The organism is Pseudomonas sp. B5(2017), from assembly GCF_002112825.1.
In the GTDB taxonomy this organism is placed as follows: domain Bacteria; phylum Pseudomonadota; class Gammaproteobacteria; order Pseudomonadales; family Pseudomonadaceae; genus Aquipseudomonas; species Aquipseudomonas putida_Z.
On sequence record NZ_NEIR01000015.1, the window covers coordinates 23,925 to 37,824 of the forward strand.

A 13,900-nucleotide genomic window follows, 5' to 3' on the forward strand; every position below is an offset into this window, starting at 1 on the left:
TCTGAAAAAACTGCTTACACCTTTACAAGGATTTTGTTCATGACCGATGCCACTTCCGCACGCCTGCGGCCCCTGGCAGACAGCTCCCCGTCGGCGGTGGTCGCCGGCTTCATCGCCATGCTCACCGGCTATACCAGCTCGCTGGTGCTGATGTTCCAGGCCGGCCAGGCTGCCGGGCTGACCAGCGCGCAGATTTCGTCATGGATCTGGGCGTTGTCGATCGGCATGGCGGTGTGCAGCATCGGCCTGTCGCTGCGTTACCGCACGCCGATCACCGTGGCCTGGTCCACCCCCGGCGCCGCCCTGCTGATCACCAGCCTGGGCGGAGTCAGCTATGGCGAGGCGATCGGCGCCTACATCACCTGCGCCGTGCTGGTGCTGATCTGTGGCCTGACCGGCAGCTTCGAGCGCCTGGTCAAGCGCATCCCGGCCTCGCTGGCCTCGGCGCTGCTGGCGGGCATCCTGTTCAAGATCGGCAGCGAAATCTTCGTTGCCGCCCAGCACCGCACCTTGCTGGTACTGGGCATGTTCTTCAGCTACCTGCTGGTCAAGCGCCTGTCGCCGCGTTACTGCGTACTGGCCGCGTTGCTGGTGGGCACGGTGCTGTCCGGCGCCCTGGGCCTGCTGGACTTCAGCGGCTTCCGCCTGGAAGCGGCCACACCGGTGTGGACCACGCCAAGCTTCTCGCTGGCGGCGACCATCAGCATTGGCATCCCGCTGTTCGTGGTGGCGATGACCTCGCAGAACATGCCGGGTGTGGCCGTGCTGCGCGCGGACGGCTACCAGGTGCCGGCCTCGCCGCTGATCTCTGCCACCGGCTTTGCCTCGCTGCTGCTGGCACCGTTCGGCTCGCACGGGGTCAACCTGGCGGCGATCAGCGCGGCGATCTGCACCGGGCCACATGCCCATGAAGACCCGGCCAAGCGCTATACCGCGGCGGTGTGGTGCGGGATTTTCTATGGCATTGCCGGGGTGTTCGGCGCGACCTTGGCGGCGTTGTTTGCGGCGCTGCCGAAAGAGCTGGTGCTGTCGATTGCGGCGCTGGCGCTGTTTGGCTCGATCATGAACGGGCTGACCGTGGCCATGAGCGAAGCGCGGGAGCGGGAGGCGGCGGTGATCACCTTCATGGTGACCGCTTCGGGGCTGACCTTGTTCTCGATCGGCTCGGCGTTCTGGGGGATTGTGGTGGGGGTGCTGGCCTTGATGATCCTCAACCCGCGCAGGGCCTGAAGGTATTTGTTGCCTGTACCGGCCTCTTCGCGGGTAAACCCGCTCCCACAGGGATCACACAATATTCAGCATTGTGGTATTCCTGTGGGAGCGGGTTTACCCGCGAAGAGGCCGGTACAGGCAACACAAGCCCCGGACCCAGATCACAACCTGAAATGCCCCACCATCCCCTTCAGGTCGGTCCCCAACTGCGCCAGCTCGATACTCGAACGGGCATTGTCCTGCATTGCCAACGCCGCCTGATCGGCACTACCACGGATCTGCGTGACGCTGCGGCTGATCTCTTCCGCCACCGAGCTCTGCTGCTCGGCCGCCGCGGCAATCTGCTGGTTCATCTGCTGGATCAATGACACCGCCGCCGCAATGCTGCCCAGCGCGCTTTCGGTCTGCAGTGCATCAGCCACCGCCAAACGCACCAGCTCGGTACTGCCGCGAATCTGCGCCACCGACTGCTGGGCATTGCCGCGCAGGCTGGCGACCAGAGTCTCGATCTGCTCGGTAGACTGCCGGGTACGCCGCGCCAGCGCACGCACCTCATCAGCGACCACGGCAAAACCACGGCCCTGCTCACCCGCCCGAGCGGCTTCGATAGCAGCATTCAGCGCCAGCAGGTTGGTCTGCTCGGCCACGCTCTTGATCACTTCCAGCACGTCGCCAATGGTGTGGATCTCGGCACTGAGGCTGTCGATGCCGGCGCTGGCCGTCTCCGCCGCCGCCGCCAGCTGCTCGATGCGCTGCATGCTCTGGCGCACCACCTGCTGCCCGGAATCAACCTTCTCGTCCGCAGCCTGGGCCGCCTGCGCCGCCTCTTCGGCATTACGCGCCACATCGTGCACCGTGGCGGTCATCTGTTGCATGGCGGTGGCTACCTGCTCGGTCTCTTCCTTCTGGCTGCCCACCTCGCGGTTGGTCTGCTCGGTCACCGCCGATAGCGCCTGCGCATTGCCGGCCAGTTGCTCGATGCCCTGCTGCAAACCGCTGACAATGCCCGACAGGCCCGCCGCCATCTGCTGCATGGCCTGCATCAGCTGCCCTACTTCGTCACGCCGTGGTGCCTGGGCGTCAAAGCTCAGCTCGCCGGCAGCGATGCGCTGGGCGCGGGCAATCACATGCTTGAGCGGGCCGACCACGGCGCGGGTGATCAGCCAGGCGGCCAGCACACCTACCAGCAACGCCAATGCCGTAGCCAGGCCGATGGCCACGGCATTGCGTTGCAGTTCGCCCTGCAGGGCCTGCTCCTGCCCCAGGTAAGCCTGGTCGACCCGGCTGGTGACTTGTTCGGCACTGGCCTGCAACTGCGCCTTCAAGCCCTGCTCGCGGGCCAGCTGGTCAGTGTATTCGTTGAGTTTTTCCGAGAAGCTGCCGATGTGCCCCGCCACTTCGCCCAGCACACTCTGGTAGCCAGCATCGCTGACGGCGCCCTGCAACTGGCTGACCAGGCTGGCGGCCTCGACAGTCTGGGCGATGCGTTCCTGGCTGACGCCCTCTTCGCCCTTGCGGCTTTTTTCCAGGCGTACCCGCGCTTCGTCCATGGCCTGCAGCATCAGCCGCGACACCTGTGCCACCTGCCCGGCCTGCTCGAGGAACGCGCCGCCCTGCTGGCCCTGGGACTGCTTGAGGGTATACACGCCGTCGTCAGCCAGGCCGGCCTGCAGCACATCGAGGTTGTTGGCCACGCTGGACACCGACCAGCTGGCCATGTCCAGCGCCAGCTCCTTGGCCTGCACCGCTTCGACAAAGGCCTCGAATGCCTGGCCGTAGGCGGCCAGGTCGGTTTCCGCCGCCGCCAGCGCCGGCAGGCCACGGGCGCGTTCGGCCAGGCCCTGCAGGCCACTGCGCAAGGCCTCGGCCTGCTGCAGGTCGGAGCGTAGGGCAAAGGCCTGCTCGTGCTGGCGCAAGCGCAGCAGGTCGGTATTGAACTGGGCCAGTTGGCGCAAGCTGTCGAAGCGCTGGCCAACACTGTGCAGCGCGGCAATGCCAATGGCCGCCACCGCCAGGGTCAGCACCAGCACCAAGGCAAAGCCCAGGCCGAGTTTGCGGGCCATGCCCAGGTTGGCCAGCACACCGTGCTTGCTCGCGCCCATGCCGATTCCCCTTCTGCGTGCGAGGTTATCCCGAAGGCCAAGGGTGGCAACGTTGCCAGCCGATGAACAAGGGCCTGGCGTCAGAATAGTGTCAAATAGCTATGAGCGTGTCGCTATCAGCTTGGCAGAGGTCGCCCTGCGTGCTGAAGGAAGGCCTGGGCGCGAGAGTCCTGCCCGTAGGCGACATTGATGCGCAGCCAGGTGCTGGCCGTGCCCTGGTAATCGAAGGCGCTGCCGGGGGTGAGCAGCACATCGTGTTCCAGCGCCAGGCGCTCCAGGCTGGCGAAATCCCGACCCGGCACGCAGGCCCAGACGAACATGCCGCCGTAGGGCTCGCAGAACACCTGCCAGCCCGCCTGCTCCAGCTGGCCGAGCAGCCTGGCCATGTGTTGCCCCAGGCGCACACGCAGCCGCTGCACGCTCTTGCGGTAGCTGCCGTTGGCCAGCATCTGCCCCACCACCTGCTCGGCAAAGCGCGAGGTGCCGATGCCGCTGACCATCTTCAACTCGGCCAGGCGCGCCAGCAATGCCGGGTCGGCGACCAGGTAGCCGACCCGCAGCGAGCTGCTGAGAGTTTTCGAGAAGCTGGCCATGTAGATTACCCGCTGTTCGCTGTCGAGGGTGGCCAGGCGGGTGGCCGGGCCTTCCTGGAAGTCGGCGTAGATATCGTCCTCGATGATGCGCAAGTCGTGCTCGCGGGCCAGCTCCAGCAGGCGGTAGGCCACCTTGGGCGTCAGGCTGGTGCCGGTGGGGTTTTGGTACAGGCTGTTGATGAACAGGCAGCGCGGCTTATGCGCCGCCAGCAGAGCTTCGAGGGTGGCCAGGTCCGGGCCTTCGGCGGTGCGCGGCACCGGCAGCATGTGCACCTGGTGCTGGCGCAGCAGGTTGTACAGGTTGTAGTAGCCGGGGTTTTCCACCAGCACCGTGTCGCCCGGGCGCAGCAGGGTGCGCACCAGCAGGTCGAGGCCGTGGCTGGCGCCGTGGGTAGTGAGGATACGTTCGGGGCCGGCGGCGATGCCCAGCTGCGCCAGGCGCTTGTGCAACTGCTGGCGAAGGCTGGCCAGGCCCAAAGGTGGGCAATAGTCGAACAGGTCCTGTGGGTTGCCGCGGCTGACCTGGCGCACTGCCTGGGCCAGTTCGGTGGCGGCGCGCCAACTGCTGGGCAACCAGCCGCAGCCCAGCTTGAGCAACTCGTCATGGCCCTCGCGAAACTGCCGCCAGCTGCCGTCGCCGGCCTCGCCCCAGGGTTGGGCGTCTTCCACGGCCAGGCCGGGTTTGCGCTCGGCGACGAAAAAGCCAGTGCCGTGGCGGGCCTCCAGCCAGCCGCTGGCGACCAGGCGGTCGTAGGCTTCGATCACACACGACGCACTGACCGCCTGGCTGCGGGCCAAGGCCCGGATCGACGGCAGGCGCGCGCCGGGGCGCAGGCGTTGCTGGTCGATCCAGGTTTGCAGGTGGTCGGTGAGTTGCTGCACCAACGGGGTGGTGCTGGTGCGGTCGAGGGGCAAGTGCATGGGGCAAGTGTTCGCTGGTTTTGAGCGAACAGTTAAGCATAAAAGGGTTGGCGGTGTGTCTGGTGATGGGGATGGGCTGGCATCAGAGTGGGCAGGCCCGGCCCTTTCGCGGGTGAACCCGCTCCCACAGAGATCGCACCCAACCCGAGAGCGGTGCAGTACCTGTGGGAGCGGGTTCACCCGCGAAAGGGCCAGTACAGCCACTACAGAACCAGGATCCCTACCCATGCCCTCCGCCCCGGCCCGCCTGGCCTTCGCCCTCTGCCTGATCACCCTGGCCGTCAACCTGCAGGCCCCGCTATACATCACCTACGCCGACCTCTCCGGGCAAGGCGCCGCCGCCACCGCAGTGGCCTTCTCCGGCTATGTGCTGGGCGTGCTACCCGTGCTGCTGGCCCTGGGCGGGCTGGCCGACCGGGTTGGGCGCCGGCCATTGGTGCTCGCCGCACTGGCCCTGTCGATGGTCGCCACCATGCTGATGCTGCTGGCCCCCAGCCTGCAAACCCTGGGCCTGGCGCGGCTGTTCCTCGGCCTGGGTACCGGCCTGGCCTCGGCCACAGCCACCGCCTACATGGGTGAACTGATGGGCGGCGCGGACAACACCCGCGCCGCCAATTGGGTTACCGCCAGCACCTCGCTGGGCTTTGGCCTGGGCGCGGCGCTGACCAGCCTGTTCCTGCTGCGCGGCCCCAGCCTGACCCCAGGCAGCTTCCACCTGCAACTGCTGCTGGCGGCGCTGGCCATGCTGCTGGTGTGGCGCCTGCCGGACCCACGCCCGGCAGCACGCAACCCCATGCTGCGCCTGCCCTGCTACCCCCGTGGCAGCGTGGCCTATGGCCTGGCCATTTTGCTGGCATGGGCCTGCGTGGGGCTGGTGATCGCCCTGCTGCCGGGCATCCTGCGCCAGCATGGGCTTAGCGCCTGGTCGGGGTTCTCGACCTTTTGCGTGATCAGCTGCGGGTTGTTGTTCCAGCCCATGGCACGGCGCCTCAGCAGCCGTACGGCCACGTTGCTGGGGCTGGTGATATTGCCGTGCAGCTATGCCGTGCTGGCCTGGGGCGCGGACAGCGGCCAGCTGGGCGCGGTATTGCTGGGTGCGGTGGCGGCCAGTAGTGCGTGCTACGGGTTTATCTACCTGGGCGGGCTGGCGGCGGTGAACCAACTGGCCGGCAGCGAGAAGACACGGGCCAGTGCCGGGTTCTTCCTGCTGGCGTACCTGGGGTTCAGCCTGCCGGTGATTTTTACCGGGCTGCTGAGTGACCGGCTGGGGTCACAGTTGGCGTTGCTGGTGTTTGGTGGTGTGCTGGTGGTGGGATGTGTGGTGGTTGGGCTGGCATTAATGTGGTCTGCCAGGGCCTTTTCGCGGGCTTGCCCGCTCCCACAGGGACATCACAGGACCTGAGGGCAACGGGGTATCTGTGGGAGCGGGTTTACCCGCGAAGAAGGCCACACGGTTTCGGCTCAGATCGCCGTAGCCCCACCATCCACCGCCAGGCAATGCCCAGTAGTGAACGCTGCGCCATCACTGCACAGGTACAGCACGGCACTGGCAATTTCCTCGACCTTGCCAATGCGCCCCACCGGATGCATGGCAGCGGCAAACTCGGCCTTGCGTGGGTCGGCCTCATAGGCACGGCGGAACATGTCGGTGTCGATCACCGCCGGGCACACCGCATTCACCCGGATGCCCTTCTTGGCGTACTCGATGGCCGCCGACTTGGTCAGGCCGATCACCGCGTGCTTGGAGGCGCTGTAGATGCTCATCTTCGGCGCCGCGCCCAAGCCCGCCACCGAAGCGGTATTGACGATGGCCCCACCGCCCTGGGCCAACAGCAACGGCAGCTGGTACTTCATGCACAGCCACACACCCTTCACGTTGACGCCCATGATGGCATCGAACTCCGCCTCGCTGCCCTCGGCCAGGCGGCCCTGCTCTATCTCGATACCTGCGTTGTTGTAGGCATAGTCCAGCCGGCCGTAGGCAGCGATCAGGCGCTCGTGCAGTTGGCGCACCTCGGCGTCACGGGTAACGTCGCAGGCAATGAACAGCGCCTCCCCGCCCGCAGCGTGGATCAGGGCCACAGTGGCCTCGCCACCGGCCGAATCGAGGTCGGCCACCACCACCTTCAGGCCCTCCCGGGCGAAAGCCAGGGCGGTTGCCCGGCCGATACCGGCGGCGGCGCCAGTGACCAGGGCTACCTGGCCGGAAAAGGTCATGCTCATCGCGTGCTCCAAAGCGTGCTTGGTGGGGTTCAGAGCATAGTCAGCCACCAGCCGCCCGGGCAGCATCATCACCCCACCGGTTGGGCTACCATGCTTGTCAGTGATGTTAAGGACCTGCCTACATCAACAGGGTAGATTTGACGCCTCCCCCTTCCATTGCCCACAAGGACCCGCCATGACCAACACCAACCGCCGCTTCCTGCTCGCCAAACGCCCGGTCGGCGCCGTGCGCCGTGACGACTTCAGCTTCGAGACCGTGCCCGCCGAACAGCCCGCCGAAGGCCAGGTGCTGGTGCGCAACCTGTACCTGTCACTGGACCCGGCCATGCGCGGCTGGATGAACGAAGGCAAGTCCTACATCCCGCCCGTGGCCCTGGGCCAGGTGATGCGCGCGCTGGGCGTTGGCGAAGTAGTTGCCTCCAACCACCCTGCCTACAAGCCGGGCGACCATGTAAGCGGCGCCCTTGGCGTGCAGGACTACTTCACTGGCGAACCCCAGGGCCTGCACAAGATCGACCCCAGCCTGGCGCCCCTGCCCCGCTATCTGTCGGCGCTGGGCATGACCGGCATGACCGCCTATTTCGCCCTGCTGGACGTCGGCCAGCCCAAGGCCGGTGACACCGTGGTCATTTCCGGCGCGGCCGGCGCGGTGGGCAGCATTGTCGGGCAAATTGCCAAGATCAAAGGCTGCCGCGTGGTCGGCATTGCCGGCGGCGCCGAGAAGTGCCAGTACCTGAAGGACGAACTGGGCTTTGACGGGGTGATCGACTACAAGGCCGAAGACGTGCTGGCCGGCCTGAAGCGCGAATGCCCCAAAGGCGTGGACGTGTACTTCGACAACGTCGGCGGCGATATCCTCGACGCCGTGCTGACCCGCATCAACTTCAAGGCACGTATCGTGATTTGCGGCGCGATCAGCCAGTACAACAACAAGGAAGCGGTAAAAGGCCCGGCCAACTACCTGTCGCTGCTGGTAAACCGAGCGCGCATGGAAGGCTTCGTGGTGATGGATTACGCCAAGGATTACGGCAAGGCCGCGCTGGAGATTGCCGGGTGGCTGGCCACCGGGCAGGTGAAGAGCAAGGAAGATGTGGTGGAAGGGCTGGAGACCTTCCCCGAGACCTTGCTGAAGCTGTTCAGTGGGGAGAATTTTGGCAAGTTGGTGCTCAAGGTTTGAGATTGAGGTAGCCAACACTGGCCTCATCGCCGGCAAGCCAGCTCCCACAGGTACAGCGCCACCCTTGAGCCCGACGCTGTACCTGTGGGAGCTGGCTTGCCGGCGATTGGGCCGCACAGCGGCCCCCGCGATAACTGCCGCACCTCGCTCGCAGCGCGTCAGACTTTCCTGAACCTTGCCCCCACCGCTTCAGCTTGAAGCAGCAAGCGAACTATCCTACGCAGCGGTCGGAAGCAGCTGAATTGTCGGGGAAATCCCTCAGGGATAACTTCACCGGGTCGCCATGTTGGTGACCGGGTGTGAGAACCTGTTATGCACTGCTGCTCCACTGTTCAATGGCAGCCATTCGCGGGCAGGCTTCGGCTTGGCCGGCGTCAGTGCACCGGTTTCTCACCCCGCGCAATGGCTGCCACCCTTGTCCGTGAGAAAGATCCGGGTGGTTGCTCCTCGTCACGCACTGGATTTTCACCATGAAAAAGTACACCCCCTCCCCCATCCTTACCGCAGGCCTGGAAACCTTCCTCGAAGCCGGCAACCCCACCCTGGACCTGCTCCGCGTACAGCCCGGCGTGCCGATCGATGATGCCTACGAGCACGTGTCAGTCCTACTGGGCTACATCAAGCACCTTGTACGCGAAGGCGACATGGAAGATGACCACAAACTGCTGGGCTCCGCCGATTACCTGCTGGCCATGGCCAAGGCCCTGATGAACGACATCGAACTGGCCAAGAACAAGCTGCACTGACAGGCTTTGAGGGAACAACCCAAAATCCAAAAGCTGACTCACCCGCTCCCACAGGTCCAGCTCTGCCTGTGAGGCTGCGCTCTTCTGTGGGAGCCGTCTTGCCGGCGATCACCGCCAAAGGCGGTGCCATGTACCAAACAAAAAAGGCCAGCACTCTCATGCTGGCCTTTCTCTACAACGCGGGCTACTTACCCACGAATCTCCGCCACCACCGCAGCCAACGCCTGCGCCGGATCGGCAGCCTGGCTGATCGGCCGGCCGATCACCAGGTAATCCGAACCCGCATCCAGTGCCTGGCGCGGGGTGAGGATACGGCGCTGGTCATCCTGCGCACTGCCCGCCGGGCGAATGCCTGGGGTCACCAATTGCAGCGACGGGTGCGCCGCCTTCAGCGCCGGGGCTTCCAGCGCCGAGCACACCAAACCGTCCATGCCAGCCTTCTCGGCCAGCGCCGCCAGGCGCAGCACCTGCTCTTGCGGGTCGACATCCAGGCCGATGCCGGCCAGGTCTTCACGCTCCATGCTGGTCAGCACGGTCACACCAATCAGCAACGGCTGCGGGCCGCTGCGCTTGGCCAGCTCTTCACGGCAGGCCGCCATCATGCGCAGGCCACCGGAGCAATGCACGTTCACCATCCATACCCCCATCTCGGCGGCAGCCTTCACCGCCATCGCAGTGGTGTTGGGGATGTCGTGGAACTTGAGGTCCAGGAACACTTCGAAGCCCTTGTCGCACAGGGTTTCGACAATGCCCGAAGCGCTGCTGGTGAACAGCTCCTTGCCAACCTTCACCCGGCACAGCGCAGGGTCAAGCTGGTCAGCCAGCTTCAGGGCGGCCTCACGGGTAGGGAAATCCAGGGCGACGATCAGGGGCGTCTGGCAGGCGGACATGGGCAGGGTCTCTTGGCAAGTCGAAAACGGCGCGCATTGTAAACGAAGTGGCACAGGCTTTGGGGCCCGCGGGTCACGGAATTGGCCCGACAGTGGCTGGCTCCTATAATTGAACCAACGGAACGGGCAATTGCTCAACATTTGTACAAGCGCTGCCCATCACCAGCAGAGGAGAACGAAAATGCCCTGGTATGCCTGGCTGATACTCATCATAGCGCTCGGCTCGATCGTCGGCGGGCTGATGCTGCTGCGCGACACGGCAAAGAAACTGCCACTGACCGAAGAACAGCTGCGCAAGGTGCATGAGCGCAATGCCGAAGCGGATGCCAAGGATGCGCAGGACCGCTAGCGCACCCCGGTCGCTGGCGCTGCCACGATCTGACCGGCTGTTACGTTTGATGTAGGAGCGGCCTTGCGTCGCGAAAGGGCCGCAAAGCGGCCCCCGGGGTTCAGCGGCACTGCAGGAATAGCTGGGGCTGCTTTGCAGCCCTCTCGCGACGCAAGGCCGCTCCTACAGGGGGCGCGTCAACCAGCCAATTAGATCGCCTACTTCATGAAAGTCAGGGCCAGGACACAAACCCCAGCCCCTCCCCCCTATTCCACCATCACCTTGTCCCGGTTGCGCTCCAGCAACGCATTACCAATCCCTTTGATCTCCAGCAGCTCATCCACCGAGGCAAACGGCCCATTGGCCTCCCGGTACGCCACGATGGCCTCAGCCTTGGCCCTCCCTATCCCGTTCAGCTCCTTCTGCAAAGTAAGCGCGTCAGCGGTGTTCAGGTCCAGCCGCTGCGGCTGCTGGGCCTGCTGCTGGCTTACCACCGGCACCGGCTCGGGCACCGCCGTGGCGCTGGCCGGGGCAGCGCTAAGGGAAAAGGACAGGCTGGCGAACAGCGGCAGCAGCAGGTACGACAGAACGTTGTTACGCATGGTGAACACTCCTGGGTTGGTCATTTTCCAGCAGCCGTTTTCCTTCGGCTGCGCAATCAACCCTAGCGGCTCTGCCATTTTGCAAAAAGGCTCTTGACCTGGTTAATCGTTACCGAATCCGACATTAAAAAAAGCAACTTCGCCCACCCAAAAGCAATGGCGTTACGCCATATTTCAGGATAAGTTCATGAAACAAAGGCGATAGCAAATCGCCGCTAGGTAAATTCCCGTTTAACCTAGGTTTCATTCAGACCAAAAGCTGTTGTTTTTCCCACAAGCCTTGCCGGACAAGGCCCCATCCCATTCGTCGTATGCCTCGGTTGTATTGACTTTATTGGCATGATGCCTGAATAACATCAAACAATCGTTTTTCTTGATGTAACTTTCAAAAATAGGATCCAATCATCCGATAGATAGGGGCAAATTCGGACGATCAGGGGAAAAAAACGTGCCATACGGGATGTCATCTTGATGACGAAATGATAAATTTGCGGTCATTGGACAACCGCTATGCTTGAAGGATCCGAGCCACATGAATTTTTCTTCACCACCTTCAAAGCCCCCCGTTCGCGCTTGCGTGTGTGGAGCCCCCTAGGCCACTCCCCCCGGCCGATTTGCGTAATACCTGTGATCTGCACCCCGTAACACCAGATCCAATCGCCTTTACATCAATACACAGAAGACCGTCGCCGTGTCCCTCAAGACCCTCACCGTATTTGGCACCCGCCCAGAGGCCATCAAAATGGCCCCCCTGGCCCTCAACCTTGCCCAGGACGACCGTTTTGAGTCGCGTGTCTGCGTAACTGGCCAGCACCGCCAGATGCTCGACCAGGTATTGGAGCTGTTCGAGATCACGCCCGACTACGACTTGAACATCATGAAACCCGGCCAGGATCTGACCGATGTGACCACTGCCATCCTGCAGGGTCTGAAGCCTGTGCTGGCCGAGTTCAAGCCTGACGTGGTACTGGTGCACGGCGACACCGCAACTACCCTGGCCACCAGCCTGGCCGCGTATTACCAGCAGATTCCGATTGCCCACGTGGAAGCCGGCCTGCGCACAGGCAACCTGTATTCGCCATGGCCGGAAGAAGGCAACCGCCGCCTGACGGGCGCGCTGGCCGCCCTGCACTTCGCGCCCACCTCCACCTCGCAGGACAACCTGCTGCGTGAAGGTACGGACGCCGCGACCATCTACACCACAGGCAACACCGTGATCGACGCGCTGCTGGAAGTGGTCCGCAAGCTGGAAAGCCCCGAGCTGAAAAGCCAGTTCGAAAACCAGTTCAGCTTCCTGAACCCTGAGCGCCGCATGGTGCTGGTCACCGGCCACCGCCGCGAAAACTTTGGTGGCGGCTTCGAGCGCATCTGCCAGGCCCTGGTGCAAACCGCGCGTCAATTCCCTGATGTGGACATCGTCTACCCGGTACACCTCAACCCGAACGTGCGCGAACCGGTCAACCGCCTGCTGGCCGACGTCAACAACATTCACCTGATCGAGCCGCTGGACTACCTGCCGTTCGTCTACCTGATGACCCGTTCCTACCTGATCCTGACCGACTCCGGCGGTATCCAGGAAGAAGCCCCAGCCTTGGGCAAGCCGGTACTGGTCATGCGTGACACCACCGAGCGCCCGGAAGCCGTGGCTGCCGGTACCGTCAAGCTGGTGGGTACCGACGTGGAATCGATCACCGAAAACCTGGCGAAACTGCTGACCGACGATGCGACCTATCGCGAGATGAGCTTCGCCCACAACCCCTACGGCGATGGAAAAGCGTGCGCGCGAATCCTCGACGCACTTTCCAACTTCTCCCGTTCCAAGGAAGTAGCATGAGCTTCAACAAGATTTCCGTCGTAGGCCTGGGCTATATCGGCCTGCCAACCGCCGCCGTTTTCGCCGCCCGCAAGAAGCACGTGATCGGTATCGATGTAAACCAGCACGCAGTCGACACCATCAACCGTGGTGAAATCCACATCGTCGAGCCTGAGCTGGACATGGTGGTACACGCTGCCGTGACCGAGGGTTTCCTGCGCGCCTCCACCGTTCCGGAAGCTGCCGACGCCTTCCTGATCGCCGTGCCAACCCCGTTCATGGATGACCACCAGCCGGACCTGAGCTACATCGAGTCCGCCAGCAAGGCCATCGCACCCGTGCTGAAAAAGGGTGACCTGGTCATCCTGGAATCCACCTCCCCTGTCGGCGCCACCGAGCAGATGGCCTTCTGGCTGGCCCAGGCCCGCCCGGACCTGAGCTTCCCGCAAACCCACGGTGAAGACTCCGATATCCGCGTTGCCCACTGCCCTGAGCGCGTGCTGCCAGGCCACGTGTTGCGCGAGCTGGTGGAAAACGACCGCATCATCGGCGGCATGACCAGGAAGTGCTCTGAAGCTGCCGTACGCCTGTACCGCACCTTCGTTGAAGGCGAGTGCATCGTCACCAACGCCCGCACCGCAGAAATGTGCAAGCTGACCGAAAACAGCTTCCGCGACGTGAACATTGCCTTCGCCAACGAACTGTCGATCATCTGCGACAAGCTGGACATCGACGTGTGGGAGCTGATTCGCCTGGCCAACCACCACCCGCGCGTCAACATCCTGCAGCCAGGCCCAGGCGTGGGCGGCCACTGCATTGCCGTCGACCCATGGTTCATCGTCAGCCAGACCCCAGAGCAGGCGCGCCTGATCCGCACTGCCCGCGTGGTCAACGACAGCAAGCCTGAGTGGGTGATCGACAAGGTCAAGATGGCCCTGGCCAACTTCCTGATCAAGAACCCGGGCAAGTCGGCCCAGCAAGTGAAAATTGCCTGCTACGGCCTGGCCTTCAAGGCCGACATCGACGACCTGCGCGAAAGCCCTGCCCTGAGCATTGCCGAGCGTCTGGGCAACGAGCTGGAAGCCACCCTGCAACTGGTCGAGCCGAACATCGAAGCCCTGCCGCAGCGCCTGGCGCGCCACGAGCATGTGGACTTCGACTTTGCCCAGGACAGCGCCGACATCCACGTACTGCTGGTGAAGCACCGCGAATTCCGCGGCACCTTCAACGTGCGCGACGCGGCATTCGTGATCGACGCCGCCGGCGTTACCCAGGCTTGATGGAGCAAACCGC

12 protein-coding genes and 1 pseudogene are annotated in these 13,900 nt (G+C 63.9%); 7 read left to right on the plus strand and 6 right to left on the minus strand.

Annotated features, from left to right (window positions below):
- The first annotated feature begins 39 nt into the window (after positions 1-39).
- Complete coding sequence (locus tag CAG00_RS21680; RefSeq protein WP_085665307.1) at positions 40-1,230, plus strand: benzoate/H(+) symporter BenE family transporter; 1,191 nt, start codon at positions 40-42, stop codon at positions 1,228-1,230.
- A 143-nt stretch (positions 1,231-1,373) separates the two neighbouring features.
- On the opposite strand, the gene CAG00_RS29345 is transcribed toward CAG00_RS21680, so the two are convergent.
- From CAG00_RS29345 to CAG00_RS21695, 3 genes and pseudogenes are all read right to left on the minus strand, one after another.
- On the minus strand, positions 1,374-2,255 hold the full coding sequence (locus CAG00_RS29345) for a methyl-accepting chemotaxis protein (RefSeq protein ID WP_371034086.1): 882 nt from the start codon (positions 2,253-2,255) through the stop codon (positions 1,374-1,376).
- Positions 2,235-3,314, minus strand: a pseudogene (locus CAG00_RS29350) (HAMP domain-containing protein); the annotation flags it as partial. The gene CAG00_RS29345 and the pseudogene CAG00_RS29350, both read right to left, overlap by 21 nt.
- Positions 3,315-3,430: 116 nt before the next feature.
- Positions 3,431-4,828, minus strand: a complete 1,398-nt coding sequence (locus tag CAG00_RS21695; RefSeq protein WP_085590048.1) for a PLP-dependent aminotransferase family protein — start codon at positions 4,826-4,828, stop codon at positions 3,431-3,433.
- A gap of 226 nt (positions 4,829-5,054) precedes the next feature.
- Between CAG00_RS21695 and CAG00_RS21700 the strand changes: the two genes are divergently transcribed.
- Positions 5,055-6,230: an MFS transporter gene (locus CAG00_RS21700; RefSeq protein WP_085665308.1), complete on the plus strand. Its 1,176-nt coding sequence runs from the start codon at positions 5,055-5,057 to the stop codon at positions 6,228-6,230.
- Positions 6,231-6,289: 59 nt separating this feature from the next.
- Here CAG00_RS21700 and CAG00_RS21705 read toward each other — a convergent pair whose 3' ends face one another.
- The gene (locus CAG00_RS21705; protein ID WP_061302981.1) at positions 6,290-7,051 is read right to left on the minus strand and encodes an SDR family oxidoreductase; all 762 of its coding nucleotides are present in this window, start codon (positions 7,049-7,051) and stop codon (positions 6,290-6,292) included.
- A gap of 175 nt (positions 7,052-7,226) precedes the next feature.
- Here CAG00_RS21705 and CAG00_RS21710 point away from each other — a divergent pair, with 175 nt between their 5' ends.
- Together CAG00_RS21710 and CAG00_RS21715 are read left to right on the plus strand one after the other, a co-directional pair.
- Positions 7,227-8,228, plus strand: coding sequence for an NADP-dependent oxidoreductase (locus tag CAG00_RS21710; protein WP_085665309.1), 1,002 nt, complete (start codon positions 7,227-7,229; stop codon positions 8,226-8,228).
- 470 nt (positions 8,229-8,698) lie between these two features.
- A complete protein-coding gene (locus CAG00_RS21715; protein ID WP_015269340.1) occupies positions 8,699-8,974 on the plus strand; it encodes a DUF3077 domain-containing protein in 276 nt (91 codons plus the stop codon).
- 188 nt (positions 8,975-9,162) lie between these two features.
- On the opposite strand, the gene pyrF is transcribed toward CAG00_RS21715, so the two are convergent.
- The gene (gene pyrF / locus CAG00_RS21720) at positions 9,163-9,864 is read right to left on the minus strand and encodes an orotidine-5'-phosphate decarboxylase (RefSeq protein ID WP_010952851.1); all 702 of its coding nucleotides are present in this window, start codon (positions 9,862-9,864) and stop codon (positions 9,163-9,165) included.
- A gap of 181 nt (positions 9,865-10,045) precedes the next feature.
- On the opposite strand from pyrF, the gene CAG00_RS21725 reads away from it, so the two are divergent.
- The gene (locus tag CAG00_RS21725; RefSeq protein ID WP_010952850.1) at positions 10,046-10,213 is read left to right on the plus strand and encodes a DUF2897 family protein; all 168 of its coding nucleotides are present in this window, start codon (positions 10,046-10,048) and stop codon (positions 10,211-10,213) included.
- A 245-nt stretch (positions 10,214-10,458) separates the two neighbouring features.
- On the opposite strand, the gene CAG00_RS21730 is transcribed toward CAG00_RS21725, so the two are convergent.
- A complete protein-coding gene (locus CAG00_RS21730) occupies positions 10,459-10,794 on the minus strand; it encodes a ComEA family DNA-binding protein (RefSeq protein ID WP_085665358.1) in 336 nt (111 codons plus the stop codon).
- Between the two features lie 691 nt (positions 10,795-11,485).
- On the opposite strand from CAG00_RS21730, the gene wecB reads away from it, so the two are divergent.
- The gene (gene wecB, locus CAG00_RS21735) at positions 11,486-12,628 is read left to right on the plus strand and encodes a non-hydrolyzing UDP-N-acetylglucosamine 2-epimerase (protein ID WP_085617718.1); all 1,143 of its coding nucleotides are present in this window, start codon (positions 11,486-11,488) and stop codon (positions 12,626-12,628) included.
- Positions 12,625-13,887, plus strand: a complete 1,263-nt coding sequence (wecC, locus tag CAG00_RS21740; protein WP_085590040.1) for a UDP-N-acetyl-D-mannosamine dehydrogenase — start codon at positions 12,625-12,627, stop codon at positions 13,885-13,887. Before wecB ends, wecC begins: the two co-directional genes overlap by 4 nt.
- The last annotated feature ends 13 nt before the right edge of the window (positions 13,888-13,900 follow it).

Bases quoted from the DNA above. Each gene is read 5' to 3' on its own strand.
- CAG00_RS21680 (WP_085665307.1), top strand. From the start codon at position 40: ATGACCGATGCCACTTCCGCACGCCTGCGGCCCCTGGCAGACAGCTCC.
- CAG00_RS29345 (WP_371034086.1), bottom strand. From the start codon at position 2,255: ATGCAGGCCATGCAGCAGATGGCGGCGGGCCTGTCGGGCATTGTCAGC.
- CAG00_RS21695 (WP_085590048.1), bottom strand. From the start codon at position 4,828: ATGCACTTGCCCCTCGACCGCACCAGCACCACCCCGTTGGTGCAGCAA.
- CAG00_RS21700 (WP_085665308.1), top strand. From the start codon at position 5,055: ATGCCCTCCGCCCCGGCCCGCCTGGCCTTCGCCCTCTGCCTGATCACC.
- CAG00_RS21705 (WP_061302981.1), bottom strand. From the start codon at position 7,051: ATGAGCATGACCTTTTCCGGCCAGGTAGCCCTGGTCACTGGCGCCGCC.
- CAG00_RS21710 (WP_085665309.1), top strand. From the start codon at position 7,227: ATGACCAACACCAACCGCCGCTTCCTGCTCGCCAAACGCCCGGTCGGC.
- CAG00_RS21715 (WP_015269340.1), top strand. From the start codon at position 8,699: ATGAAAAAGTACACCCCCTCCCCCATCCTTACCGCAGGCCTGGAAACC.
- pyrF (WP_010952851.1), bottom strand. From the start codon at position 9,864: ATGTCCGCCTGCCAGACGCCCCTGATCGTCGCCCTGGATTTCCCTACC.
- CAG00_RS21725 (WP_010952850.1), top strand. From the start codon at position 10,046: ATGCCCTGGTATGCCTGGCTGATACTCATCATAGCGCTCGGCTCGATC.
- CAG00_RS21730 (WP_085665358.1), bottom strand. From the start codon at position 10,794: ATGCGTAACAACGTTCTGTCGTACCTGCTGCTGCCGCTGTTCGCCAGC.
- wecC (WP_085590040.1), top strand. From the start codon at position 12,625: ATGAGCTTCAACAAGATTTCCGTCGTAGGCCTGGGCTATATCGGCCTG.